The organism is Candidatus Omnitrophota bacterium (assembly GCA_028707125.1).
In the GTDB taxonomy this organism is placed as follows: Bacteria; Omnitrophota; Gorgyraeia; order Gygaellales; family JAQTUX01; genus JAQTUX01.
This window is the reverse complement of record JAQTUX010000001.1, coordinates 842,900-866,721: the sequence shown is the minus strand read 5'-3', so window position 1 is coordinate 866,721 and position 23,822 is coordinate 842,900. Positions and strand designations below refer to the sequence as shown.

27 protein-coding genes, 1 tRNA gene and 1 riboswitch are annotated in these 23,822 nt (G+C 51.0%); of the genes, 2 read left to right on the top strand and 26 right to left on the bottom strand.

The window, feature by feature from the left end; all coding sequences use genetic code 11:
- Nucleotides 1-95: 95 nt before the first annotated feature.
- From murD to PHR44_04210, 25 genes are all read right to left on the bottom strand, one after another.
- Nucleotides 96-1,364, bottom strand: coding sequence for a UDP-N-acetylmuramoyl-L-alanine--D-glutamate ligase (murD, locus tag PHR44_04330; protein MDD4909889.1), 1,269 nt, complete (start codon nt 1,362-1,364; stop codon nt 96-98).
- The gene (mraY, locus tag PHR44_04325) at nt 1,361-2,446 is read right to left on the bottom strand and encodes a phospho-N-acetylmuramoyl-pentapeptide-transferase (GenBank protein MDD4909888.1); all 1,086 of its coding nucleotides are present in this window, start codon (nt 2,444-2,446) and stop codon (nt 1,361-1,363) included. Before mraY ends, murD begins: the two co-directional genes overlap by 4 nt.
- Nucleotides 2,447-2,453: 7 nt before the next feature.
- Complete coding sequence (locus tag PHR44_04320) at nt 2,454-3,818, bottom strand: UDP-N-acetylmuramoyl-tripeptide--D-alanyl-D-alanine ligase (protein ID MDD4909887.1); 1,365 nt, start codon at nt 3,816-3,818, stop codon at nt 2,454-2,456.
- The gene (locus PHR44_04315) at nt 3,788-5,254 is read right to left on the bottom strand and encodes a UDP-N-acetylmuramoyl-L-alanyl-D-glutamate--2,6-diaminopimelate ligase (GenBank protein MDD4909886.1); all 1,467 of its coding nucleotides are present in this window, start codon (nt 5,252-5,254) and stop codon (nt 3,788-3,790) included. Before PHR44_04315 ends, PHR44_04320 begins: the two co-directional genes overlap by 31 nt.
- Nucleotides 5,251-6,957, bottom strand: coding sequence for a penicillin-binding transpeptidase domain-containing protein (locus PHR44_04310; GenBank protein ID MDD4909885.1), 1,707 nt, complete (start codon nt 6,955-6,957; stop codon nt 5,251-5,253). Before PHR44_04310 ends, PHR44_04315 begins: the two co-directional genes overlap by 4 nt.
- Nucleotides 6,958-7,018: 61 nt before the next feature.
- A complete protein-coding gene (locus PHR44_04305) occupies nt 7,019-7,384 on the bottom strand; it encodes a hypothetical protein (protein MDD4909884.1) in 366 nt (121 codons plus the stop codon).
- Entirely contained in the window at nt 7,385-8,278 is an 894-nt protein-coding gene (gene rsmH, locus PHR44_04300; protein ID MDD4909883.1) for a 16S rRNA (cytosine(1402)-N(4))-methyltransferase RsmH, read from the bottom strand.
- Between the two features lie 4 nt (nt 8,279-8,282).
- Nucleotides 8,283-8,723 (bottom strand): division/cell wall cluster transcriptional repressor MraZ, encoded by a 441-nt coding sequence (gene mraZ, locus PHR44_04295; GenBank protein ID MDD4909882.1) that lies wholly within the window; start codon nt 8,721-8,723, stop codon nt 8,283-8,285.
- 105 nt (nt 8,724-8,828) lie between these two features.
- Nucleotides 8,829-9,731 (bottom strand): bifunctional riboflavin kinase/FAD synthetase, encoded by a 903-nt coding sequence (locus tag PHR44_04290; GenBank protein MDD4909881.1) that lies wholly within the window; start codon nt 9,729-9,731, stop codon nt 8,829-8,831.
- A complete protein-coding gene (truB, locus tag PHR44_04285) occupies nt 9,700-10,371 on the bottom strand; it encodes a tRNA pseudouridine(55) synthase TruB (protein MDD4909880.1) in 672 nt (223 codons plus the stop codon). Before truB ends, PHR44_04290 begins: the two co-directional genes overlap by 32 nt.
- Nucleotides 10,368-11,348, bottom strand: a complete 981-nt coding sequence (locus PHR44_04280; GenBank protein MDD4909879.1) for a bifunctional oligoribonuclease/PAP phosphatase NrnA — start codon at nt 11,346-11,348, stop codon at nt 10,368-10,370. The genes truB and PHR44_04280 overlap by 4 nt, the downstream gene beginning before the upstream one ends.
- Complete coding sequence (gene rbfA / locus PHR44_04275) at nt 11,308-11,700, bottom strand: 30S ribosome-binding factor RbfA (protein MDD4909878.1); 393 nt, start codon at nt 11,698-11,700, stop codon at nt 11,308-11,310. Before rbfA ends, PHR44_04280 begins: the two co-directional genes overlap by 41 nt.
- Before the next feature lie 17 nt (nt 11,701-11,717).
- Nucleotides 11,718-12,998 (bottom strand): CCA tRNA nucleotidyltransferase, encoded by a 1,281-nt coding sequence (locus PHR44_04270; GenBank protein ID MDD4909877.1) that lies wholly within the window; start codon nt 12,996-12,998, stop codon nt 11,718-11,720.
- Nucleotides 12,999-13,002: 4 nt separating this feature from the next.
- The gene (xerD, locus tag PHR44_04265; GenBank protein MDD4909876.1) at nt 13,003-13,890 is read right to left on the bottom strand and encodes a site-specific tyrosine recombinase XerD; all 888 of its coding nucleotides are present in this window, start codon (nt 13,888-13,890) and stop codon (nt 13,003-13,005) included.
- Nucleotides 13,891-13,892: 2 nt separating this feature from the next.
- Nucleotides 13,893-14,510 carry an MBL fold metallo-hydrolase gene (locus PHR44_04260; protein ID MDD4909875.1) on the bottom strand — a complete coding sequence of 206 codons (618 nt, stop codon included), beginning with the start codon at nt 14,508-14,510 and terminating at the stop codon, nt 13,893-13,895.
- Complete coding sequence (locus PHR44_04255) at nt 14,507-14,998, bottom strand: hypothetical protein (protein ID MDD4909874.1); 492 nt, start codon at nt 14,996-14,998, stop codon at nt 14,507-14,509. Before PHR44_04255 ends, PHR44_04260 begins: the two co-directional genes overlap by 4 nt.
- Nucleotides 14,995-16,986 carry an NAD-dependent DNA ligase LigA gene (gene ligA, locus PHR44_04250; GenBank protein ID MDD4909873.1) on the bottom strand — a complete coding sequence of 664 codons (1,992 nt, stop codon included), beginning with the start codon at nt 16,984-16,986 and terminating at the stop codon, nt 14,995-14,997. Before ligA ends, PHR44_04255 begins: the two co-directional genes overlap by 4 nt.
- Nucleotides 16,986-17,258 carry an acylphosphatase gene (locus PHR44_04245; GenBank protein MDD4909872.1) on the bottom strand — a complete coding sequence of 91 codons (273 nt, stop codon included), beginning with the start codon at nt 17,256-17,258 and terminating at the stop codon, nt 16,986-16,988. The genes ligA and PHR44_04245 overlap by 1 nt, the downstream gene beginning before the upstream one ends.
- Nucleotides 17,259-17,266: 8 nt before the next feature.
- Nucleotides 17,267-17,344: transfer RNA gene (locus PHR44_04240), tRNA-Pro, on the bottom strand.
- A 108-nt stretch (nt 17,345-17,452) separates the two neighbouring features.
- On the bottom strand, nt 17,453-18,037 hold the full coding sequence (locus PHR44_04235) for a riboflavin synthase (protein MDD4909871.1): 585 nt from the start codon (nt 18,035-18,037) through the stop codon (nt 17,453-17,455).
- 9 nt (nt 18,038-18,046) lie between these two features.
- Nucleotides 18,047-19,147, bottom strand: coding sequence for a bifunctional diaminohydroxyphosphoribosylaminopyrimidine deaminase/5-amino-6-(5-phosphoribosylamino)uracil reductase RibD (ribD, locus tag PHR44_04230; GenBank protein ID MDD4909870.1), 1,101 nt, complete (start codon nt 19,145-19,147; stop codon nt 18,047-18,049).
- Nucleotides 19,137-19,946 (bottom strand): PHP domain-containing protein, encoded by an 810-nt coding sequence (locus PHR44_04225; GenBank protein MDD4909869.1) that lies wholly within the window; start codon nt 19,944-19,946, stop codon nt 19,137-19,139. The genes ribD and PHR44_04225 overlap by 11 nt, the downstream gene beginning before the upstream one ends.
- 9 nt (nt 19,947-19,955) lie before the next feature.
- Nucleotides 19,956-20,375 carry a transcription antitermination factor NusB gene (nusB, locus tag PHR44_04220; GenBank protein ID MDD4909868.1) on the bottom strand — a complete coding sequence of 140 codons (420 nt, stop codon included), beginning with the start codon at nt 20,373-20,375 and terminating at the stop codon, nt 19,956-19,958.
- Between the two features lie 2 nt (nt 20,376-20,377).
- Nucleotides 20,378-20,842 (bottom strand): 6,7-dimethyl-8-ribityllumazine synthase, encoded by a 465-nt coding sequence (gene ribE / locus PHR44_04215; protein ID MDD4909867.1) that lies wholly within the window; start codon nt 20,840-20,842, stop codon nt 20,378-20,380.
- A 16-nt stretch (nt 20,843-20,858) separates the two neighbouring features.
- Nucleotides 20,859-22,061 (bottom strand): bifunctional 3,4-dihydroxy-2-butanone-4-phosphate synthase/GTP cyclohydrolase II, encoded by a 1,203-nt coding sequence (locus tag PHR44_04210; GenBank protein MDD4909866.1) that lies wholly within the window; start codon nt 22,059-22,061, stop codon nt 20,859-20,861.
- 66 nt (nt 22,062-22,127) lie between these two features.
- Nucleotides 22,128-22,293: riboswitch (FMN riboswitch) on the bottom strand.
- A gap of 59 nt (nt 22,294-22,352) precedes the next feature.
- Here PHR44_04210 and PHR44_04205 point away from each other — a divergent pair.
- Together PHR44_04205 and thpR are read left to right on the top strand one after the other, a co-directional pair.
- A complete protein-coding gene (locus PHR44_04205) occupies nt 22,353-22,829 on the top strand; it encodes a nicotinamide-nucleotide amidohydrolase family protein (protein ID MDD4909865.1) in 477 nt (158 codons plus the stop codon).
- The gene (gene thpR / locus PHR44_04200; GenBank protein MDD4909864.1) at nt 22,811-23,398 is read left to right on the top strand and encodes an RNA 2',3'-cyclic phosphodiesterase; all 588 of its coding nucleotides are present in this window, start codon (nt 22,811-22,813) and stop codon (nt 23,396-23,398) included. Before PHR44_04205 ends, thpR begins: the two co-directional genes overlap by 19 nt.
- On the opposite strand, the gene PHR44_04195 is transcribed toward thpR, so the two are convergent.
- Nucleotides 23,359-23,820, bottom strand: coding sequence for a phosphatidylglycerophosphatase A (locus PHR44_04195; GenBank protein ID MDD4909863.1), 462 nt, complete (start codon nt 23,818-23,820; stop codon nt 23,359-23,361). The genes thpR and PHR44_04195 overlap by 40 nt on opposite strands.
- Between the last annotated feature and the right edge of the window lie 2 nt (nt 23,821-23,822).

Genomic DNA, 23,822 nt, shown 5'->3' with positions numbered 1-23,822 from the left:
ACTACAAACAGCAACCATAATCAAGTTTTGGGTTTGTGGTTTTAACATTTGGGTTTATTTAGAGTTTAGGGTTTCGGGTTTAGGGTTTTATTTCCCTATGTCAATTTATTAACTATCTCTTTAAATACTCTCCCTCTATGTTCATAGTTATCAAACATATCGAAACTCGCGCACATGGGGCTGAGGATGACGCAGTCGCCGGGCGCTGCCCTCTTATAGGCGGCCCTTACCGCGCCTTCCAGATCGCCGGCTTTATCAATACTGACGGTATCTTTAAAAAAATCATAGAACTTATCCGTGGCCTCGCCGATCAGCACCATATGCTTTACCTTTTGCCTTACCAGCGGCAAGACCGGGTCCAGCGGGCAATTTTTATCCCTGCCGCCGGCAATGATCACCGCCGGCCGGCTCAAATTTTTCAATGCCCAGATCGCGGAATCCACGTTGGTCGCCTTTGAGTCGTTGATGAATAATATATCTCTGATCGTGCGCACTGCTTCAAGGCGATGCTCCACGCCTTTGAATTCCCTGAATACCGCCATACAGGTCTTCTCAGGTATGCCCAGCGCCTCGGCCGCGGCCATAACCGCGAAGTGATTGGGATTCAATTTTACGCCGTGTTTGGAATCTTCCAACTTGTCTCTGAAAAACATCGCCCTGGAAGGCGCCTCGCCTGCCAGGCCGGCCAAAAGCGGGTCATCGTAATTGAGTATAAGAAAATCGTCGCTGCCCTGATTGGCGTATATCTTCTTTTTCGCGGAAAAATACTCATCAATATCGCGGTATCTGTCCATATGGTCGGGGCTGATGTTGAGCATTACCGCCACACGCGGCTTAAAACTTTGGGTCCTTTCAAGCTGAAAAGAGCTTACCTCCAAAGAGATAAAATCCCCCTCTCTCGCCTGCCCCGCGTCCGCGCAAAACGGCCTGCCGATGTTGCCGCAGGTAAAACACTTATAGCCGGCAGCCGAGATCACCTTCCCGATGAGGGTGGTTACCGTGGTCTTCCCGTTGGTGCCGGTGACCGCCACGATCCTGCCCTTGCAAAAAAGATAACCCAGTTCGATCTCGCTTATGATGGGTATTTTCAGGCCATCCGCCCACTTCACTATGTCGGAGTTCCCGCTTATGCCCGGGCTTATGACAATAAGGCCGCTCTGTTTTATCCTGTCTTTGGAGTGCTTTCCAAATTCAAATTCTATGTCCCGGGCGGCAAGGAATCTCTCGCTCTCCAGGATCTTGCTGGAATCGCTCAGGTCGGAGACAAACACGTCCGCCCCCGCGTCTTTAAGCAGGGCCGCGGCCGCGAGCCCGGAACGGCCCGCCCCCAGGACAGCCGCCTTTTTACCCTTGAATTCTTTCATCTTAATTTTAACGTCAGCAGCGTAAGGAGGGCCAACATAATGGAAACTATCCAGAACCTGGTGATTATCTTCGGCTCCTTCCAGCCGATCATCTGCAAGTGATGATGAAGCGGCGCTACCTTAAACAGCCGCTTGCCTCTCAGTTTAAAAGAAGCCACCTGTAAAATAACCGAGACGATCTCTACCACGAATATCCCGCCCACTATTACAAGCAACAGCTCCTTCTTTATGGACAGCGCCACCACGCCCAACGCGCCGCCCAGGGAAAGCGAGCCCACGTCGCCCATAAATACTGCCGCAGGATAACAGTTAAACCAGAGAAAACCCAGCACAGCCCCGAAAACGCTGGAGCAGAACACCGTCAGTTCACCGGCTCCCGGCACAAAAGGGATAAGCAGATATTCGCTGATCCTGGCGTGGCCTGTGACATAACTCAGTATGCCGTATGCCGCGGCAACCATGATCATACTTCCGGCTGCCAGGCCGTCCAGGCCGTCGGCTATATTAACTGCGTTGGAAGTGCCGCTTATGACCAATATAGCGAACAGGACATAAAAGACCCCCAGGTCCAATATGGGGCCTTTTAGTAACGGCACATCCATGACAGTCCTTCCCGGTTCAATGAACAACGCCAGGCCCACACCCAGCCCGAGAACGATCTGGAACGCCAGCTTGACTCTGCCCGAAAGGCCGTTCTTGTCCCTTTTTATTATCTTTATATAATCGTCAATGAAACCGACAATACCCAGATACACGAGGCTCAACAGGCAAAGGATGATGTACTTGTTAAAGATATCCGACCATAAAAGATTGGTTATCAGTATTGAAGACACGATCAGTATGCCGCCCATCCCGGGAGTGTTTTTCTTGCCTTCGTGAAAGGCATTAAGTTGAGGGCAATGGGCGTTATCCACGTTTTCCAGGCAGTTGAATTTAGTCAGCCGCTTTATAACGGCCGGCCCGAATATAACGCATACAAGGAAGGCGCATATCGCGGCGGCGATGGAACGGAATGATATGTAACGGAAGACGTTAAATCCGAAGAATAGATCGCGAAGCGAATGCGCCAGGTAGTAAAACATAATATGATCAGGTTAAGATATCTTCCAATCTCATCCGGCGAGACCCCTTGATCAGGACCACATCATCGGCCTTCGGCCTCACCGACTCAAACAGGATGTCCCTGGCATCCTTTGATGAACCGCATATGAATATGGACTCACAATTAAAATCGTCTTTTTTCAGCTCTTCGGCGACCAGCCCTGACAGGTCTCCCACGGAAATGAACACATCGCAGGCGCCTTTGATCTTTTCGCAAAGCGACCTGTGTATATGTTCCCTGTCCTCGCCCAGTTCAAGCATATCTCCCATAACCAGGATCTTCCTTCCGGCGGCGGTAAAACCCGATAAGGCTGAAAGCGCCTTTTCCAGGCTCAAGGGATTAGAGTTGTAAGAATCATCTATAAGAAAAAAATCCCCGCGCTTTAGAAGATTAAGCCTGCCCGAAGGAAACTTGAAACTCGCCAGCCGCTGTTTTATGGCCGCGTAACCCATCCCCAGGATCCGCGCGGCCGTGATGGCTGCCAGCGCGTTATATACATTATGCCTGCCGAGGGTGCCAAGTTTTATGCCGCATCGCGAATTTACCCTGAACCTTAATTTATCCGCCTTCAAGGAGATCTCCGACGCCGCCATATCCGCGGCCGCGTTGGCCCCGAAACTAAATACGCGGGCCCCTCTGGCAGGGGCTATCTTCCTTAACATCGGATCGTCTGAATTCAGCACCGCGACAGCAGGATGCCTTAAATTCTTTATAAGAGACGCCTTCTCTTTCAGCACGCCGGACAGGTCTCCGAGATACTCAAGATGCGCGGGCCCGATATTTATAATTATGCCTACATTCGGCGAGGATATCCTTGATAACTCTTCTATCTCCCCGAAATGGTTTGTCCCCAGCTCAATCACCGCTGCCTGGTGGCTCTTATTAAGCCGAAGCAGCGTCAAAGGCACGCCTATATGGTTGTTTTCCGTGCCTTCATTCTTCAGTACCTTGAACCTGGCAGAAAGGATGTGCGCCGCCATCTCTTTTGCCGTTGTCTTACCGGCTGAACCGGTGACCGCTATGACCGGGATATTAAATCTGTTCCTGTGGAATGCCGCTATATCGCCCAACGCCCGCCTTGTATCAGGCACCCGCAAAAGGCAGATATCTTTCGGTATGCAAACGGCCGCGCCCTCTTTTTCCACTATAACGGCGGCGGGATGTTTTTCTAAGACGCCGCCTATAAATGAATGGCCGTCAAAGCGCTCGCCCTTAATGGCGATAAACGCCTCACCCGCCTTGAGCTTTCTGGAATCAATGGAAACGCCTTTGATCAGGCGGTTGAAGCCGCCTGAAACCAGCCGCGCCCCTGTTGCCCGGATTATTTCTTCAACGGTAAATGCCGCAGGCATTCCTCTACTGCCTCCCTGTCGCTGAACCTGATCTTTTTCTTGCCGTATATCTGGTAATCCTCATGGCCCTTGCCGCAGATCAAGACCACGTCCGCGGTATCCGCCTCCGCCACTGCCTCACAGATCGCCTGTCCTCTGTCAGCCACGACCTTAAAGTTATTCTTGCTGATGCCGGACAGGATATCCTTGATTATATCAAGCGGCTCTTCATCGCGGGGGTTATCCGATGTAATGAAACAGAGGTCCGACATCTCGGCAGCGACCCTGCCCATTCGCGGGCGCTTAAGCTTATCCCTGCCTCCGCCGCAGCCGAATACCGTGATGATCCTGCGGCGCGAGCACTGCCTCAGGGCGCTTAATACGTTCTGGAGCGCCTGATCAGTATGGGCATAATCAACAAAAACGCGGAAATCCTGTCCGCGGTCTACAGCCTCCAGCCGCCCCGGCACAAAAACAAGCTGCTTGACCCCCTCGGCTATCGTTTCCAAATCTATTCCCTCGCTGATGCCTACGCAGGCAGCCGCGAGGATATTGTAGATATTGTGCCTGCCTATAAGCGATGTGCTTATTTTAACAGAAGCGCCGCTTGTACGCATTATAAAACTGCTTCCTGTGTCGCCAAGCGCTATATCATCCGCCCGCACGCAAGCCGCCGGCCCAATGCCGTAGGTCAGGGTATCGGCTTTACAGATACCCAAAAGTTTATCGGCGTACGGAGAATCCTTGTTGATTATCGCGCGGGAACCAGCGCCCAGGCCCTGGAATAAACGCGACTTTGCCTGAAAATATGCCTCCATCGTCTTATGGTAATCCAGGTGTTCGGGGCTAAGGTTGGTGAATACGGCGCTTTTAAACAGCAGGCCGTCCGTTCTTGCCTGTTCCAGGGCGTGGGAAGATACCTCCATGACAGCGTAGTCAATGCCCGCCTTCAACATTGAGCTCAATAAAGCCTGTAATTTAACCGCTCCCGGAGTAGTGTTCGCCGCTTCCATCCTTTTGCCGCCATACCTGTATTCAACCGTGCCGATCACGCCTGTCTTGAACCCCCCCTTGTTGAATATTGCCTCCGTTAAATATGAGGTGGTCGTCTTTCCGTCGGTGCCGGTGATCCCTGTCAATTTTATCTTCCTGGAAGGATGGGAATAAAAATTGGACGCTATGACCGCCTCCGCCTTCCTGTCATCCGCCACATTAAGAAAACAGATATTGCCGCGCCCAGGCAGCGCTCCGCATTTGGAAACTATCGCCCTTGCCCCCCTTCTTATCGCCTCATCTATAAATGCCCTGCCGTCCTGCCTGAAGCCGTCAACCGCTATGAATATAAAATCGGAAGATACCTCCCTGGAATCGCGGGATACGCCTTTGATCTCAATATCCGCGAATGCCCCCAGTTGGCTGTCAATACCCAGGTTGGCTACCACATCTCTTAATTTCATCTGGCCTTCTGCGCTGCCATATGCAGCTTATCTGCCGGAACTCCAAGGTACTTTAACGATTCCTCCGCGACCTTTTTAAACACAGGGGCGGATACGACCCCTCCGAAATAATAAGGGTGCGGTTCATCAACGACTACCGCTATGGCAAGCCGCGGGTTTTCAGCCGGGGCAAACCCCACGAATGAAGCTATGAATTTGCTGTGCGAATACCGGCCGTCTTTCTCTACCTTTTGGCCTGTGCCGGTCTTGCCCGCCATGGTAAATTTATCGGAGACGGCCATTTTTGCCGTGCCCTGCTCCACGACTCCCTGCAATATCCTTCTCATCCTCAGAGATGTCGGTTCGGAAATCACCTGCCTCTTGAACAGCGGAGAATACTCCTTTATCGCTTCATCAAATTTATCCTGTATCCTCTTAACCACGTAGGGGCGCATAAGTTTTCCGCCGTTGGCGATCACGGAGATCGCGCAGGCAAGCTGAATAGTGGTAACGCCTACTTCCTGCCCGATAGGCACCGCGCCTATGGAGGTCTTGGACCACTCCGAGGGCTTTTTCAACATCCCGTTTATCTCGCCCGACAGATCGACCGCCGTCGCGCTGCCGAAACCGAAGAGTTTAGCGTACTTATATATGACATCGGCCCCCATCTTCTGGGCGATCTTGGTCACGCCTATATTGCTGGACTGTTCAACTACCTCTCTAAAGCTAAGGTCTCCGTGCGGCCTGTGGTCATGGAGCGTATGATTGGCAACGCGGTAACTGCCGTTCTCGCAGAATATTCTATCGCTTTCGTTCCAGAAGCCCTCTTCCAGGGCGGCAGAGGCGGCTACGATCTTGAACACCGAACCCGGCTCCAATAGATCGCATACCGCGCGGTTGCGCACCGCGTCCGGGTTTCTCTTCAAGACAGAATCCGGGTTAAATCCCGGAATGCTCGCCATCGCCAGTATCTCGCCGGTCGCGGGGTCCATGACTACAATGCTGCCGCCCCTGGCGTTATGCGCCTTGCAGGCCTTTTCCAATTCGGTCTCAGCGATGAACTGAATGACTTCATCTATGGTCAGCACTACATCAAAACCGTCTTTGGAAGGGGTTATCCTGTCCTGGATGGATAGCTGTTTCTGGCGGGCATCCCTCAGCACATACGCCCAGCCGCTTTCGCCCTTTAAATATTTATCATATACCAGCTCTATCCCTTCAAGCCCCGTGTTATCCAGGCCGGCAAACCCTATTATGTGAGCTCCCAGGCGGCCGTTGGGATAGCTGCGCTTGCTTTCCCTGATAAAACCCAGCCCCTTGATATTAAGGCCTTCGATCTTATCGGATATTTCCGGAGAGAGCTTCCTGGCGATCCAGACAAACTGTTTGCGCCTGTCCAGCCTGCCCTTGACAAATCCGTAGTCCAAACCCGCGTACTTCGCGATGACCGCCGCTGCCTCGCCCTTGTTTTCTATATCATCGGGAGAGGCATACAGGGATTCAATCGGCATATTCACCGCTTCAAGGCGCATATTCCTGTCAAATATGCGGCCCCTCTGCGGCTCGATTTCAACATAAAGATTGTGCTGCTTCCCGGCAAGGGAATTAAGGTAGGAGGATTTAAAGAATTGAATGTAGATAAGGCGGAATGAAACCAGTAAAATAAAAACGGAGCTTACAACGAATAATATATAAAAGCGGGGAATGGAGCTTTTAATGCGCACCTTTGAAATCAGATTGTGGATCTATCTAAAATGTGGCTGGAGTCAATCGAATCTGCTCAGGCTACCTTCCTATTGTCTTGGCCTCTGCCTGCCGCAATCTGATGTTCAAAAGGCTCAACAGGCTTGTCCGCGCCCGCGCCTCTTGCAGAGAGCCCTCTTTGCTGCCGGGAAGGTTTACCCTTACCATCTGCTCGGAAACAGGGATCTCAAATTCCCTTTCGTTCATCATCCTGCTGCCGATATTAGACAAAGAAGATACACATCTGTTATTATATCTCAGGTGCGTATTCTTATCAAGAAGTTCTTGATAGCGCGCGGATCTTTTCTGCGCCAGATAGGCGAGCTTGAATATCTCTGTGTGCTGATAGACATAAAGCAACGCTGTGGTCGTGGTTATAACTGCGCATATAAGGAATCTTTTTACCATTTAGGCCCTTTCTGCTACCCTGAATTTGGCGCTGCGCGCCCTGCGGTTTTCCCTGATCTCCAGGAATGACGGCCTCAGCGGTTTGGCGGTCACTATCTTCAGCCGGCCTTCCTTGGCGAGTTTCTTGAAATTATTCTTCACTATCCTGTCCTCAAGCGAATGAAAACTGATGGCGCATATCCTGCCCCCCTTGTTGAGAAGATCCGCTGATTTAATAAGAGAGGAATCTATCGCCTCCAGTTCCCGGTTCACGGCGATACGCAGCGCCATAAATGTGCGCGTTGCCGGATGTATGTGCCAGTGCCCTCTATGATAAGGCATGGACCTCAATACTATGTTTGAAAGCTGCGTCGTGGTGGATATCGGCGAACGCGAACGCTCCTGGACCACAAAACGGGCGATGCGGTTATGCCACCTTTCCTGCCCGTAAAGTTTCAGTATGTTTGATATCTCGCTTTCAGTCAGATTATTCACAAGGTCATAGGCCGAAATGTAGCTGTTCCTGTCCATTCTCATATCCAACGGCCCCTCTCTGTTAAAACTAAAACCCCTTTTGGCGTCCTGGATCTGAAAGGAAGACAATCCAAAATCGTATAATATCCCGTCAACCTTATCTATGCCGAGCTTGCGCATTATCTCGTCGATCTGCCTGAAGTCTCCGTGCACCAGAAGCAGGGAATCGGCGTAATCCTTGAGCCGGTCCCCGGCATAAGACAGGGACTCCTCGTCCCTGTCTATGCCGATGACCCGACCTCCGGGGCGCACCCTCTTTATCAGTTCTTCAGTATGACCCCCCAAACCGACAGTGGCGTCTATTATGATATCTCCGGGCTTTGGATCAAGGTATTCTATGGCTTCTTTATACATGACCGGTTTATGTTCATATTTTTCCACACTATTATTCCGTTTCCAATATCTGCTCTGCTATCTGTTCAAAAGAAGGCTGGTAATCCGCGTAAAACTTCTGCCAGGCGTCCTTAGACCATATCTCGATCCTGTTGGATACACCGACCAGGACCACATCGCGCTTTATCCCCGCGTAGTTCTTAAGATATTGGGGTATGAGCATCCTCCCCTGCTTGTCAAAAGAGGCCTCTACCGCCCCTGAGAAATAGATCCTGTTAAATACGCGCGCCTGCTGCTTGGTAAAAGATATTGATTTGAATTTTGCCTCCTGCGTGCGCCACTCGTCTTCGGAGAACATGAACAAGCACTTATCAAGGCCCCTGGTTATAAAAAATTTCTCTATGAAATGGGCCTTGGCTGTCTCGCGAAAACGGGACGGCAGGACAAGCCTTCCTTTATTGTCTATTGAATGCTGGTGTTCACCGTAAAACATAGCCTACTCCACTTTATACCACTTTGCTCCACAACATAGTAGGAGTATAGTGCGGGCGTGCCACTTTGTCAAGAAAAAAAGTGTGTTTATTTTAAGGCGCGGAAATTAAGAGAGGTACTTCCTGGACGCTTTTATATCGCGGGATATCTGGCGGGTTAAATCATGGAGGGTATTGAATTTGGCGTCTTTTCTGAGGAACTTGAGCAGGCTTATTTCAACATACCTGCCGTATACATCTTGAGCGAAATCAAAAATATGGACCTCGACTGAACGCCTCATCCCCTTTTCAATAGTAGGCCTCCTGCCGATATAGCAGACGCCTTTATAAAGGCCCGTGCCGATAAGGATCCGGGCCGCGTATATGCCGTCGGGGGGGAGCACTTCGTTGCCGTAATCAACGTTTATCGTCGGATAACCCAGGTGCCTGCCGAGTTTCTTGGAACTTATCACATCTCCTTCTATGGTAAAATCCCTGCCCAATAACCTGGCCGCCCGGCGCAGGCGGCCTTTAATTATCAGGCGCCTTATCGCTGTGCTGCTTACGGCCTTTCCGCCGAGCTCTTTCAATTTTACCTCTTCCACGGAGAAGTTGAAATTACGGGAGAACTCCTTGAGGAGCCGCACATCGCCCTGCGCGTCTTTACCAAAGGTAAAGTTTGAGCCCACAAATAAATACCGGGGAGAGAGCTTCTTCACGATCATATCATTTATAAATTTGCGCGGGGGGATACGCGAGAACATCTTTGTAAATGGAAGGATGAGGCAATAATCCAGGCCTCTCCGGCGCATAAGCGCCAGCCGTTTATGCAGCGAACAGATCACCGGCGTCTTAGCCGGATGCGGCCAAAATGTGACCGCCGCGCTTTTTATTTTAAGGCGCCTGGCCCTGCCCACCGCCTTGTCCAGCAGCGCGCTGTGGCCGATGTGCATACCGTCAAAGATACCTATGGCAATAACTGCGCCCTTGATCCGCGGGCTAATTCTTCCAGTATAATATATGGCCTTCATTTACATCGTCAAGTTTCACTGCCTTGTCTAATGTGAAACCGCCCACGGAAAGGCGCCTTATCTGAGAAATATACGCGCAGCAGGATAACGCCTCAGCTATATCCTCAGCGAGCTTTCTTACATATGTCCCCTTTGAACACTTCAGATAAAACTCTACGTCAGGGGGATTGAAATTCTTCAGTTCAAGATCATATATCTTCAGCTTCCTGGGCGCGCGCTCAACGGAAATGCCTTTTCTGGCAAGCTCATAAAGCCGGCTGCCTTTATGTTTTAAGGCCGAAGTCATCGGAGGCACCTGCTCAATATCGCCCGTGAAAAGCTTAAAGACCTCCCTTACCCGGCCTTCGGTTATATGAGCGTAAGGCATCTCTTTTATTACCTTGCCTTGAAGGTCGCCTGTATCGGTCGCCTTTCCCAGCCTGAACGTGGCGGCGTATTCCTTATCCATTGATGAGAAGCTGCCGAATAACTTGGTGGCTGAACCGACGAATACCACAAGCACGCCTGTCGCCATAGGGTCAAGAGTACCGGCGTGCCCCACTTTTTTTACCTTAAGCCTGCGCCTTACCTGAAGCACCACATCGTGGGAACTAAGCCCCGCGGGCTTATCTATTATTATTATTCCGTCCTTGCGGATCATATTTTTCTTATCGCCTCCCTTATCATGCCCAATACCTTCTTCTGTATATTGTCTATGTTTCCGGATACGGTGCAGCCGGCCGCGGTCCTGTGGCCTCCGCCCCCTAAAGACGCGGCTATCCCGGCAACATCCACTTTGCCCGCGGACCTGAAATTGACCCTGACCTCACGCCTATCCCCCAGATTCTCCTTAAAAATAACGGCCACTTCAACGCCTTTTACTGAACGGGCGAAACCGAGTATCTGATCGCTTACGTCGATCTTGATCTTTCTTTTAGTGAAAAAATCCCTCTTTAGCTTGGCCCATATCACCCTGCCTCCGGCATCCCGTTTTAACTGTGTAAACGCGCGGGCAAGCGCCATCATATCTGAATAGGGGTTTGCCTCGTAGATCAAAGAATAAATATCCCGGGCGTTTATCCCGAACTTCAGCAGTTCCGCGGCCATCCTGTGAGTTGACGGGCTTGTGTTTGAATAACGGAACGAACCCGTATCGGTAAGCAGCCCCACATATAACAGTAATGCCGACGTCTTATCAAAACGGGCCTTCTCCGCCTTATACAATTTAAAGATCAACTCGGACGCGGAAGAGGCGTGAGGAACGACCCAGTTTATATCCGCGAACCTGGCATTGCTGATGTGATGGTCTATATTTATTATCGTCCGGGATCTTTCCGCGAGAGCCTTGACCGCGCCTATCCTGCCCATATCGGAACAATCGACCAGGATAGCGGCATCAAATCTTCGCCCCTGCCTTTCCACCTCGTTAAGCCCCGCCAGATACTCCTGGGCCGGCATAAAAGAATACTCGGCAGGGACCCTTGAATCATTCACCACGGCCACGGATTTACCCTTTAATTTAAGCAGGTGCGCGAGCGCCAGTTCCGAGCCTATGGCGTCGCCTTCAAGATTTACGTGGGCGCTGACCAGAAAACTCTTATTCTTTTCTATCGCCTCTCTCACCCTTTTTAAGCTCATCTATCTCCCTCTGTTTCTGTTCGCGTATCTTATCCAGTTCATCCTGTATATGTATGCTGTATTCCGCCGAGCGGTCGATCATAAAGGTCATTTCCGGGAACAACCTCAGTTTAACGCGCTCTGAAACCAGCCGCTTGATATAGCCGGACGCGCTGTTAAGCGCGTCTATGCTTTTCTGTTCGTCTTCCTTTTTCCCTAACGTGCTGAAATAAACCTTGGCATAGCGCAGGTCATTGGTGACCTCTACCCTGGTAACCGTCACAAATCCCATGCGCGGGTCCTTCAACTCCTTTTGTATTATGATGCCTACTTCCCTCCTTATCGCCTCTGCTACCTTCCCAGCCCTGTACATTTGATCCTCTCCCTGAATTATCTGTTCTTTGCCTTGCCCTTCCTGCGAAGGTAATCCAGCTCGTCCTTCCTGGTCTTGATCCGCCCGTCTATTTTGGCAAAAAGTATTTCTTCCAGCATCTTTTTAAAACGCGGGCCCGGGGACAGCCCTATCGCGCGGATATCTTCTCCGGAAACCGATATTCTCGTCTCGTTATAGCTTGATAAGAAATCAACTACCCTCTGTTTTACCGCCTTGCTCCCTGATTTGACGTAAGCAAGCAGTATTACCTCATAAGTCAGGGGTTCAAGTTTCTTATATATCAAATACGGCCTTAAGCCCTTCTTCTTGAGGAATCCAATGACGCTGTTAACGTCTTTCTTGCAAGAGATGATCCTCTTTGTCTCGCCCCTCCTGAAGGCAAAGTGGCCGCATACCACATTTACGGCCGGGACCGATAACCTGTCAAGCAAGGCCATAAGATACATAAGCCAGGTATCCAAAGGCCGCTTTGAAGGGAACCTTTTCCTGAACCATGTTATGACGCCGCCGACATCCTTAAGCAGGCCGAAGATATTGTTGTCTAATTTCAATCCGGGATGCAAAAAGGAAAAACCGTATATATTATTCAGCCGTTTTATACAGCGTATCGGCTCATCCTCTTTAAGCATAAGCATCAATTCATCGCGCACCCTGTGTTTCTGGACAATATCCAGCATCTTGAGCTCTGCCGCTTCGCGCAAGAGCGTTTCCGTGCGCGGCTCTATCCTGAAATCATACCTCTGCTCAAATCTCACCGCCCTCATTATGCGCGTCGGGTCATCAATAAAACTCCTGTCGTGCAGGACCCTTATCTTTCCCGTCTTCAGGTCCTCCCGGCAGTCAAAAAGATCAAGCAGCCGGCCAAAGCCGCTCCTGCTTATGTCTATTGCCATCGCGTTTATGGTAAAATCACGCCTCTTGAGGTCGTCCTCTATGAGGCCGGGCTTTACCGTGGGCAGCTGCGCCGGCGCGTGGTATGACTCTTTACGGGCAGTAGCTATGTCTATCTTAAAACCGTCTTTGGATACGACTGTTGCCGTGCCAAAATGCTTGTGCCGCACTGCCTCGCCTCCCAGCTTTTTAGAAAGTTCGTCCGCGAACGCGATACCGCCGCCCTCTATCGCTATATCAACATCGAGATTCCTCACCCCGAGGATCAGGTCCCGCACAAACCCGCCGACTACGTAGGCGCGAAAACCAAGCCCCTCCGCGGCATCCGCGCAGATTTTCAGCAAACCAACAACATCCTTCGGTAGTTTTCCGATATATCCCCGCATAACCCTATCCTCTCGGATGGAACAACTTGTGCACTTTCTTTAATCTGTCCCTGTCAACATGCGTGTAGATCTGCGTTGTCGAGATATCTGAATGGCCGAGCATCTCCTGCAAAGACCTCAAGTCAGCGCCCCTCTCTAAAAGATGGGTAGCGAACGAATGCCTGATTATGTGCGGCTTTATCGGCTTCTTTATATTCGCTACGCGCGCGTATTTCTTTATTATCTTCCACAATGACTGCCGTGAGATCCTGCCGCCGAACCTGTTCAGGAAAACATATGGGCTTTCCCTGCCCTTCAACAGGGCGGGCCTGGCCTGGCTTATATACCTGTCCACTCCGGAGATCGCCTTTCTGCCTAAAGGGATGACCCTCTCCTTGTTGCCCTTGCCTATGCAGCGCAGGAAACCGACATCTTTATTTATATTATCCAGTTTGAGGTCAACTACCTCCGATGCCCTCATACCGGTCGCGTACATTACCTCAAGTATCGCCCTGTCCCTTACGCCCTGCGCGTTCCGTAAATTCGGCGCGTTCAGCAGCGCCTCAACTTCATTCAGGCTTAAGGACTCGGGGATCTTCTTCCAGAGCTTGGGGGAATCCAGCAACGCGGTCGGGTCGCGAGGTATGACCTTTTCCCGCTGCAGAAACCTGTAAAACATCCTCATCGCTGCCAGGCCTCTGGCAATAGAGTTCGCGGAAAGTCCGCGGCCTTTCTGTTTGAACATAAAATCGGTTATGTGCTCCTTCGTGGTATCGGAGAGGGCGGCCACTTTGCGCCCCCTCAAGAAACTCAGGTAATAAGACAGGTCCTTGCGGTAAGAGATGATGGTATTCCGGGCCAGGCCCCGTTCCACCGAAAGATAATCAAGAAATGTGTCTAAGAATTCTTCCATTCTTACAAAAACGAGTTATGCTTTTTCTCCCAGCCGATAGTGGTCTTGGGGCCATGGCCGGGGTAAACCACCGTTTTATCGGGAAGGGCGAAGAGCTTGTCTTTTATGGAACTTAACAGCGCCTCCTGGTCCGATCCCTCAAGATCTGCCCTTCCCACACCGTCACAAAAAAGCGTATCCCCCGTGAAAATAATATCATTTACCGGCTTCAGGACAAGAAGCGATATGCCGCCCGCTGTATGGCCGGGCGTATGGATAACCTTGAGCGCTATCTCGCCCAATGTCAGCGTATCGTTCTCCTCAAGGGGCTTGACCGGCGCCTTGACTTCAAAGGAACGGGAGAAAAGCGAAGACAGGTTCTTTCTGGCGGAGACAAGCATCTCTTTATCGCCGCTATGAGCGTGTACAGGGACATTGAACGCGTTGACGGCGCCTATGTGGTCAAAGTGGCCGTGCGTAAGCACGATAAATTTCGCCTTAAGCCCTGAACGCTCCAATAACGTCTTTATCTTATCCGCCTCTGCCCCCGGGTCAATTATCACCGCCTCTGCCGTATTCTCATCCGCGAGTATGTAGCAATTGACACCCATGCTGCCTACGGCTAAATGCTTAAAGATCATTTTACCTGGTCCCTGACTTCGGCAAAATCAAAATCCCTGTTGACCCTCCTGAGGATCGAATCCGCCCTCGCGCTGTTTAACGACGCGTTGCTATTATATTTATCCGCGGCCAATTCATCCCTTAATGAGCTCATCTCCTCTATGGCCTTTCCCAGCTCCGCCGCTTTCTTTTCCAGCAGCATCTCTTTCATGCCGTTGAGGTTTTTAAGCGCCTCTTCAGCGCAGCGTATCAGGCGCTTACGGCTCACATTGCCCCTGATGTTATCTGCCAGTTCCCGCTGCCAGGTCTTCCAGAAAAGGAAGTATTGCCTGTAGCGCTGCTCGGGGGTGAAGGGGTTATCTGGATATTCTTCAGGGACAAAGACAACCTCTATCTCCTTCTCTTTTGTCTTCTTGCGGGTAAATTTTCTCACGAACGCGTCGCAGCCCAGGCAATTAGTCAACACAAATACCGATAGAATGAAATAAATAAACGCGCCTATCCTCATTTGATCATCCTTTCAAACTCTTTTTCATCGATTATCTTCACACCCAACTTCCTGGCCTTATCATATTTTGAAGCCGGGTTGCTCCCCGCTACCAGGATGTCCGTGTTGCCGCTTACGCTTGATGAGGCGCTGCCTCCCAGCTCCCTTACGATCCTCTCCGCTTCATGCCTCGCGTAATGCTTAAGCTCTCCGGTAAAAACCACGGTCATCCCTGTCAGTTTTGAACCGGACTTGACCGCGCCTTTCTCCTTGAGGTTTACCCCCGCCTCCTTAAATTTTCTTATCAACTCTGCCGTGCCTCTCTGCTCAAAAAAACGCTTGATGCTCTCTGCCATAACGCTGCCGACCTCGTATATATTGTCAAATTCCTTTGTCCCTGCCTTCATCAAGCTGTCCATATCGCGGAAATGTTTTGCCAGGACAAACGCCGCCTTTTCTCCCACGTGCCTTATGCCTAACGCGTATATAAGCCGGCTCAACTCCCTTGCCTTGCTGTTTTCAATGGCCTTTATGAGGTTATCGGCCTTCTTTTCTTTGAATAACTCCAGTTTAAGCAGGTCCTCTTTTTTCAAAAAGTATATATCCGCCGCGTCGCGCACTATCTTTTTCTCAACCAGCTGGCTGACTACCGCCTCTCCCATGCCTTCTATATCCATTGCCTGGCGCGAGGCAAAATGCGTCAATGACTCCTCTAATTGCGCCGGGCATGACGGATTTATGCAGCGGTAAGCCACGTCTTCTTCTTTTTCCTTCAGCACCTCCGCGCCGCATACGGGACAGGCCCTGGGGATCCTTGCCTGGCCCCTGCCTTTATGCTCTACTACCTTGACCACCTTAGGTATGACATCGCCCGCCCTTTCAATGAGCACGCGGTCGCCCTCCTTGACGCCCAGGCGCTTGATCTCATCAAAATTATGCAGGGTTGCCCGGCTGATCGTGACCCCGCCGCACTCGACCGGCTTAAGAATGGCGACAGGCGTTATAGTTCCTGTGCGGCCGACAGACATAAAGACCTCTTCTATCACCGTAGTCGCCTGCTGCGCGGCGAATTTATAAGCGACAGCCCAACGAGGGCTTTTAAGGGTATGGCCAAGGCGGCTCTGCTGGTTAAGCGAATTCACCTTTATGACCATACCGTCGATCTGATAATCCAGGCCCTCCTTGCGTTTCTCCCAATCGCCGCAATGATCTATAACTTCCTCAATGTTCTTGCATAACTTTATGTTGGGATTGACGCGCATGCCCCACTTTTTCGCCGCCTGAAGAAAGTCCCAATGGGTATCAAAGGCGACCCCCTTCCGCTCTCCCAGCGAATGCGCGAAGAAATTCAGGTTTCTCTTCGCGGTGATGCCGGAGTCAAGAAGCTTCAGGGAGCCCGCTGCCGCGTTTCTGGGGTTCACGAATAATTCCTCGTTATTGCGCCGCCTTTCCTTATTGATATCTTTAAAATCGCTGAAATCCAGATAGACCTCGCCCCTGATCTCTATCAGGGCCGGAGGCGCTTGCGCCTCTAACCTTAAAGGTATCGCCCTTACCGTCTTTAAGTTCATCGTCACATCTTCGCCTGTTTCCCCGTCTCCTCTTGTAGCGCCCAGAGTAAATACCCCTTTTGTATATGTAAGGTTAGCGCTGACTCCGTCTATCTTCAGCTCCACGACATACTCAACATTCTCTCGCGGCGGAAGGTTCTTTTTTACCCGCGCGTCCCACTCCCTGATCTCCTCAAAAGAATAGGTATTGTCCAAAGAAAGCATCTTCTGCCTGTGCTTCACTGCCCTGAAGCCCTTTTGAACTTCAGCGCCTACTCTCTGCGTAGGGGAGTCGGGAGTAACCAGGCCAGGATGCGCGGCCTCCAGCTCTCTAAGGCGGCGCGTAAGCTGGTCGTATTCGTTATCGGAGATCTCCGGCTGGTTTAAGCCATAATACCTGTGATTATGGTGGTCTATCTTGCGGCGCAGCTGCTCTATTTCTTTTTTCACGCTTATCATTAGAATCCTATCTCAAAACCCTTGAATTCTCCGCCTGCCTCGCTCCAGATCGCTTCAACATCTCTGATATACTCTTCAAATTTGTTCCTGATCGCGTTCAGGAAATCCTTAAGCACCTCTTCTTCCTGCTCTGCCATGATCTCAACCCTTCCGTCAGGCAGGTTCTTTACCCAGCCCGTGACGTCAAAGCTGTTGGCAAGGCGCACGGCAGTGAACCTGAAGCCCACGCCCTGGACCGCGCCTGAAAAATAGATGTGGAGTTGTTTTCGCATAATAAAGATGGTCGGGGAGGTGGGACTTGAACCCACGGCCTTTTGGTCCCGAACCAAACGCTCTAGCCAAACTGAGCTACTCCCCGTTTTTCCCGCTATTGAATTCCTGAAAAACGGTACCGCCCGCTGCTGCGTTATGCGGTACCTATATTTATAGTCCTATTAGTATATCAAATTACGGGTAATTTGGCAAGTTAACATAATGCCGTGGAGGCATATTTGGCGAGGATATCAAACTCAAGGTTAACCTTCGCGGAATGTCCTTTAAGGCCCAAGGTGGTGGATTTTAAGGTGTGCGGGATCATATAAACGGTGAAACTGCCGCTTTTTTTATCTACTACTGTAAGGGATACGCCCTCTACGCAGACAGACCCCTTGGGGGCAATTAAGGGCATGAATTTCGCCGGCGGGGCGATCTCAAAAACAAGATTACCTTCTATATGGCGTTTATCCCTTATTACTCCGACGCAATCAATATGGCCTGTGACAAAATGGCCGGAAACCCTGTCTCCCGTTTTTAAGGCGCGTTCAAGGTTTACCGGCTGATTAAACTTCAATTCCCCGAGATTGCTCTTTTTCAGCGTCTCGTTCATCACGTCAAACTGCAGGGTATTCTTATCTTTTTTTGTAACAGTGAGGCAGGCGCCGTTGACAGAAACGCTATCCCCTGTCTTTACGCCTTCCAAGGCCTTATCTGCTTCGATCTCCAGGACAGAAATAGCGGCGCCCCGCTTGAGGTTTTTTACTTTGCCTAATTCTTCTACAATACCAGTGAACATAATTTCTCACTACACACTTACGTGTGTAGAATCCACATCCCCTTCTACCAACAAATCTCTACCGATTTTCCTTACTGAGAGATTAGTTATCTTATGGGAATTGGCTATGCTAGGCACCCCCCTCCCCATCACTACACTGACAGCATCCCTGCCTCCGATTATCTTAGGCGCGATAAAAAACATTACCCTGTCCACAAGGCGCGCATCAAATAGTGAACCGATAAGCTCTCCGCCGCCCTCAACAAATACGCTGGTGATCTCAAGCCCTGCCAACTTCCTCATTAAGTCCTTCAAATCCAGGCGGCCGCGCTGTTCTCTCACAGGCAGTATAACCGCCTTATCTTTAAATCTGTTTATTCTGGATAGGGGATTCTTATCGGAGGCCGCTATTATGACCCCCGAACCGCCCCTGAATAGTCTGGCCCGCGGGGATATCCTCAACTTCCTGTCTATTATTATCTTTTTATAACCCGGCCTTGCCGGTTCCGGCTCCAAAGAGGGGTCATCGCGCAATACCGTATTACTGCCTGCCATGATCGCGTCAAACTCGCTTCGCAGGCGCCGGGCGGATCTGCGCGCCTTATCCGAGGTGATCCATTTGGACTCACCTGTGCTGGTGGCGATCCTGCCGTCCAAACTCATACCCGCCTTGACCACCACATAGGGCATTTTCCTGGTAATGAATTTTATGAACGGACGGTTTATTTCCCTCAACTCCGGCTCAAGGACCCCTGCCTTTAATTCTATGCCCGCCTTTTTCAAGGCGCTTAAGCCCCTGCCGTTATTCAAGGGATTGGGGTCCTTCATGCCTACGACCACCTTCTTTATGCCGCTTTTGATTATGGCATCCGCGCAAGGCGGCGTCCTGCCAAAATGGGAACAGGGCTCAAGCGTAACGTAAAGCGTAGAACCCCTGATGCTGCCTATGGCATTGTTTATCGCGTCTATCTCCGCGTGGTCAAGGCCCGCCCTTCTGTGAAAACCGGTTGAGATGACCCTGTTGCCCTTGACTAAAACAGCGCCTACAAGAGGATTGGGGCTGGTATGCCCCTTTGCCTTTAAAGCGCATTCCAGGGCCATGCGCATATAGAATTCTTCCCTACCTCGCATTTTTTAACCTTTCCACAAGCTCGTAGGGCACCCTCACGCTGCCCAGGGGCGTATCCTTTGCCTTACCGTGAAAATCAGAGCCGCCGGTCATAAACAGATTGAACCGCGCGGCAAGGGCCCTGTACTTTTCTATCATTGAAGGGGTGTGTTCCGGGTAAAAAACCTCTATGCCTTTTATGCCCTGAGAAACAAACTGCTCTATCATGCCATCGTCAGGCAATGAATACGGATGGGCAAGCACGGGCACGCCTCCCGCCTCAACAATAAGATCGATCGCTGAAGGAGGAGACAGGCGGAAACGGTTTACATAGGCAGGCCCTCTGTCCCCGATATATTTCCTGAACGCTTCACCGACGGAAGAGATATATCCTTTTTGATGCATAAAACGCGCGATGTGAAGGCGGCCGACGGAACCCGGCCCGGCGAGATCCAGCACATCCTCAGCCCTGATATCAACCCCCAGCGTTTTCAGCTTATCGCAGATACTGAACACCCGCTCAACGCGCGCTTCCTTTAATTTAGCAACGCGCTCCTTGAGCGCCCTATCGGTATGGTCTATAAAATATCCGAGTATGTGGACTTCTCCGTTCTCTATATTGGCGGATAATTCAATGGCGGGCACGACCTCGATATTGCGCCTGGCTGCTTCATCCAGCGCCGGCCCGACCGCGTCAACCACGTCATGGTCGCATATGGCTACACAGTAAAGCCCCGCCTTGACGGCGGAATCAACAAGCTCCTCGGGAGTGCAGGTGCCGTCTGAATAGATGGTGTGCGTATGCAGGTCCGCGTATCTCATACGGGTATCTCAGGCCTTTTCCTTATCGGATTTTATCTTGTCGAGGACGCCGTTCACGAACTTGCCCGCTTCATTAGATGAATATCTCTTGGCGAGGTCAACGGCTTCGTTTATGGCGACCTTGGGAGGGATATCGTCGCGGAAGAGCAGCTCAAAGCATCCCAGCCGCAGTATATTCCTGTCTACCACTGCCATGCGCTTAAGCTGCCAATTGGTGGCGTGCGCGGATATCTCCTTATCAATGCGCGCCGTATTTTCTATCACGCCTTCCACAAGCATGGTGGAATAGTCCTTTACCTCTTCATTATCCCACTCTTCGTTGAAAACGGAACAGAACTCCTCTTTAGCTTTCTCAAAGCCGGAGCCGGTAATGTCTACCTGATAAAGAATCTTCAGCGCGCATTCGCGCGCCAGCGTGCGCTTTCTCATGCCTATATCTTATCTATAAGATTTGCCATTTCTATGGCATTTAAGGCCGCGTCCCTGCCTTTGTTGCCGTCCTTTGTTCCGGCGCGCTCAATTGCCTGTTCAATGGTATCAGCTGTGATGACCCCGAATATTACGGGTTTGCCCGTCTTTAAAGACACGTTGGCTACGCCTTTGGCGCATTCGCTTGCCACAAATTCAAAATGCGGAGTAGCGCCCCTGATGACCGTGCCGAGGCAGATCACCGCGTCGCTTGACTTTCCCGCGGCCAGCTTATCGGCAACCGCGGGTATCTCAAACGCCCCCGGCACCCATACCACTTTTACGTCCGCGTCATCCGCTCCATGGCGCACTAATGTATCCAGGCAGCCCCTCACGAGCTCCTTTGTGACAAAATCGTTGAACCTTGATGCGACAATGCTGAATTTCTTTCCCTTTGCTATCAGATTACCTTCTACTATCTTTACCATCGCTCCCTCCTTATTCTTACTCCAATGTCAGTTCGTGCCCCAATTTCTCTTTCTTTGTCTTAAGATACTTGTAATTCGCGGGGTTCGGCTTTATCTCAAGCGGCACCCTTTCGACCACCTTCAAATCATAACCCTCCAACCCCACAATTTTTTTTGGATTATTGGTGATCAGCCGTATATTCTTAATGCCCAGGTCTACCAGGATCTGCGCGCCTATACCATAATCCCGCAGGTCCGCGCCGAATCCCAATGCGTGGTTTGCTTCAACCGTATCCATACCGCCGTCCTGCAGGGCATAGGCCTTTATCTTACCCAGAAGTCCGATACCCCTGCCCTCCTGGTTCATATACAATATTACGCCGCTGCCTGCCTTGCCTATCATCTCCATGGCGATCTTAAGCTGCCTGCCGCAGTCGCATCTTAAAGAAGAGAACACGTCGCCTGTCAAACATTCCGAGTGCACCCTGACTAAAACCGGATCACTATCGTTGGCCTTAAGCGATCTTACCAAAGCCGTGTGATAGCTACTGTCTATCTCGGTGCTGTAAAGTATCAGATCAAACTCGCCGAATTCCGTGGGGAGCTTGGCCCGCGCCGCCCTTTTAACCAGCTTCTCAGAGCGGCGGCGGTACTGGATAAGACCGGCTATGCTGCATATCTTTAAACCGTGCTTCCTGGAAAACTCTGCCAAATCATTGAACCGGGCCATTGTGCCGTCCGAGTTCATGATCTCGCAGATCACGCCTGCAGGATACAAAGAAGACAGCCGCATCAGATCAACGCATGCCTCTGTATGGCCCGCGCGCACAAGCACGCCGCCGTTGCTTGCCTTAAGCGGAAAGATATGCCCGCCGCGCACTATGTCTTCGGGCCGCGATCCGGGGCCGATCAAGACCTGTACCGTCCTTGCCCTGTCCGCGGCGGATATTCCGGTAGTGATGCCTGAAGCGGCATCCACAGAGACCATCCAGCCGGTCCTGAACCTGTCGTTGTATGAAGACATCGGGTGGATATTCAATTCGTTCAGCCGCCCCGCCTCCATAGGCACGCAGATCAGGCCTTTGCCGTGCGTGGCCATAAAATTTATCGCCTCGGCGTTGACAGATGAGGCGGCCATTACAAGGTCCCCTTCATTCTCCCTGTCCTCATCATCAACAACGATGACCATTCTGCCTGATTTCAGTTCTTCAATTATCTCCGGAATCTCATTGAATTTCATATTTTATTCTCCCAAAAAAATAACCCCGAAAATTCTTCGGGGCTTCCCGACATCAAACCTGATGCCGCCTGCCTTCTTCCATCTGGACTTTACCATTGGCACCGGCATTTCACCGGTTCTGCTCGCCTATCAGCGAACTCGTGGGCTATAACACCCGGCGCTAAAGGAAGCGCCGGTGTGCGCTTTCTGCGCAACCACCAGTCGGGAATCTCACCCTACCCCGAAGACAAGTTTTATTATATCAGGGAAAATCTCTATGTCAAGAAATATCGCCTGTGGTATAATAGGCCTATGGCCGCGTTAGAAAACAAGATCAAAGAGGCCTTCACAAGAAACGGCCTCACCCTAAGCATTGCCGAGTCCTGCACAGGGGGCCTGCTTGCCCATAGGATAACCAACGTAAGCGGCGCCTCAAGATTCTTCAAACTGGGGGTCGTCGCCTATTCTAACCAGGCCAAGACAACACTTCTGGGCGTGCCCGGCTCCTTGATCAAGAAATACGGGGCGGTAAGCAGCCAATGCGCCGTATGTATGGCAAAAAACGTGAAGAAAAAAGGCGGCAGCGTTGTCGGCGTAAGCATAACCGGCACTGCCGGGCCTTCCGGCGGGACAAAGGCTAAGCCCGTAGGCACTGTGTTCGTCTGTGTAAATTATAAGGGCAGATCTGCCTGTAATAAATTTAAATTCTCCGGAACCCGCCTTCAGATCAAGAACAAGTCAGCTGATTCGGCCTTAAAACTGATCTTAAAATGCCTGAAGAAACAATAAGAGCATTTATCGCGATTGAGCTCCCGCAAGAAATCAAAGACGCCCTTGAAGAACTGCAGCATATGCTTAAAAAAACCGGAGCGGACGTAAAATGGGTGGAGCCGGACAATATCCATCTCACCTTAAAATTCCTCGGCGATACGGACGTGGCCGCGCTGGATAAAATAAATGAGTCATTAAGTAAGATCGCGGCCGGTTTCAGCGCGTTTGAGGCAACTCTTTCCGGCCTTGGCACATTCCCTCCGGGAGGCTCTCCGCGGGTGGTCTGGGCAGGGCTCAAAGACAAAGAAAATGCCTGCGGCAGGATCGCTCAGGCAATTGAGGAAGAAATGCAACGGTTGGGATTTCCCAAAGAAAAAAGAGAGTTCAAATCACATCTGACATTAGGCAGGGTGCGTTCTTCACTGAACCTCTTAAAACTGGCTGACGAAATAAAATCAAGGAAGGATCATTTCTCCGGAGCAGGCAGGTCATTCAGGGTATCTTCCCTTTCTCTTATCAAAAGCACGCTTACCCCCAAAGGCTCAATCTACGAAACCCTCTTCAGGGCAAATTTAAGCGCTATCTGAATAACCGCCACCGTATAAATACCAGCTACAACGTCATCCAGCATAATGCCGATACCGGCATGAAGGCCCTGGATCTTTTTGATCGGCGGAGGTTTGAGTATGTCAAAAACGCGGAAAAGTACAAATGCGGCAAGCAATACCGCGGTATTGCGCGGCAGAAATGCCGCGATAAGCAGCATCGCAAAGATTTCGTCAACTATTACTTGAGGCGGGTCATTTTTCCGCAGCGCCCTCTCGGCCGCTGATGCCGACCATACGCCAGCGATAAACAGCAGCAATAAAATTAACCACTGTATAAAAGAATGCCCATTGAGAAAAAACGACAGCCCTAACCCAGCCAGGCTCCCGACAGTCCCCGGCATAACAGGGCAAAAACCCAGAAAAAAACCCGTAGAGATCAGTTTGGCCGCGGTCAATAACACTT

Bases quoted from the DNA above. Each gene is read 5' to 3' on its own strand.
- PHR44_04235 (MDD4909871.1), bottom strand. From the start codon at position 18,037: ATGTTCACTGGTATTGTAGAAGAATTAGGCAAAGTAAAAAACCTCAAG.
- thpR (MDD4909864.1), top strand. From the start codon at position 22,811: ATGCCTGAAGAAACAATAAGAGCATTTATCGCGATTGAGCTCCCGCAA.
- PHR44_04270 (MDD4909877.1), bottom strand. From the start codon at position 12,998: ATGCGGGGATATATCGGAAAACTACCGAAGGATGTTGTTGGTTTGCTG.
- PHR44_04305 (MDD4909884.1), bottom strand. From the start codon at position 7,384: ATGGTAAAAAGATTCCTTATATGCGCAGTTATAACCACGACCACAGCG.
- nusB (MDD4909868.1), bottom strand. From the start codon at position 20,375: ATGAGAAAGCGCACGCTGGCGCGCGAATGCGCGCTGAAGATTCTTTAT.
- PHR44_04290 (MDD4909881.1), bottom strand. From the start codon at position 9,731: ATGAAGGCCATATATTATACTGGAAGAATTAGCCCGCGGATCAAGGGC.
- rbfA (MDD4909878.1), bottom strand. From the start codon at position 11,700: ATGTACAGGGCTGGGAAGGTAGCAGAGGCGATAAGGAGGGAAGTAGGC.
- ligA (MDD4909873.1), bottom strand. From the start codon at position 16,986: ATGATAAGCGTGAAAAAAGAAATAGAGCAGCTGCGCCGCAAGATAGAC.
- ribD (MDD4909870.1), bottom strand. From the start codon at position 19,147: ATGCGAGGTAGGGAAGAATTCTATATGCGCATGGCCCTGGAATGCGCT.
- mraZ (MDD4909882.1), bottom strand. From the start codon at position 8,723: ATGTTTTACGGTGAACACCAGCATTCAATAGACAATAAAGGAAGGCTT.
- PHR44_04210 (MDD4909866.1), bottom strand. From the start codon at position 22,061: ATGAAATTCAATGAGATTCCGGAGATAATTGAAGAACTGAAATCAGGC.
- truB (MDD4909880.1), bottom strand. From the start codon at position 10,371: ATGATCCGCAAGGACGGAATAATAATAATAGATAAGCCCGCGGGGCTT.
- PHR44_04280 (MDD4909879.1), bottom strand. From the start codon at position 11,348: ATGAGCTTAAAAAGGGTGAGAGAGGCGATAGAAAAGAATAAGAGTTTT.
- PHR44_04225 (MDD4909869.1), bottom strand. From the start codon at position 19,946: ATGAGATACGCGGACCTGCATACGCACACCATCTATTCAGACGGCACC.
- PHR44_04260 (MDD4909875.1), bottom strand. From the start codon at position 14,510: ATGATCTTTAAGCATTTAGCCGTAGGCAGCATGGGTGTCAATTGCTAC.
- PHR44_04245 (MDD4909872.1), bottom strand. From the start codon at position 17,258: ATGCGAAAACAACTCCACATCTATTTTTCAGGCGCGGTCCAGGGCGTG.
- xerD (MDD4909876.1), bottom strand. From the start codon at position 13,890: ATGGAAGAATTCTTAGACACATTTCTTGATTATCTTTCGGTGGAACGG.
- PHR44_04320 (MDD4909887.1), bottom strand. From the start codon at position 3,818: ATGCCTGCGGCATTTACCGTTGAAGAAATAATCCGGGCAACAGGGGCG.
- murD (MDD4909889.1), bottom strand. From the start codon at position 1,364: ATGAAAGAATTCAAGGGTAAAAAGGCGGCTGTCCTGGGGGCGGGCCGT.
- PHR44_04255 (MDD4909874.1), bottom strand. From the start codon at position 14,998: ATGAGGATAGGCGCGTTTATTTATTTCATTCTATCGGTATTTGTGTTG.
- PHR44_04315 (MDD4909886.1), bottom strand. From the start codon at position 5,254: ATGAAATTAAGAGATGTGGTAGCCAACCTGGGTATTGACAGCCAACTG.
- PHR44_04205 (MDD4909865.1), top strand. From the start codon at position 22,353: ATGGCCGCGTTAGAAAACAAGATCAAAGAGGCCTTCACAAGAAACGGC.
- mraY (MDD4909888.1), bottom strand. From the start codon at position 2,446: ATGTTTTACTACCTGGCGCATTCGCTTCGCGATCTATTCTTCGGATTT.
- ribE (MDD4909867.1), bottom strand. From the start codon at position 20,842: ATGGTAAAGATAGTAGAAGGTAATCTGATAGCAAAGGGAAAGAAATTC.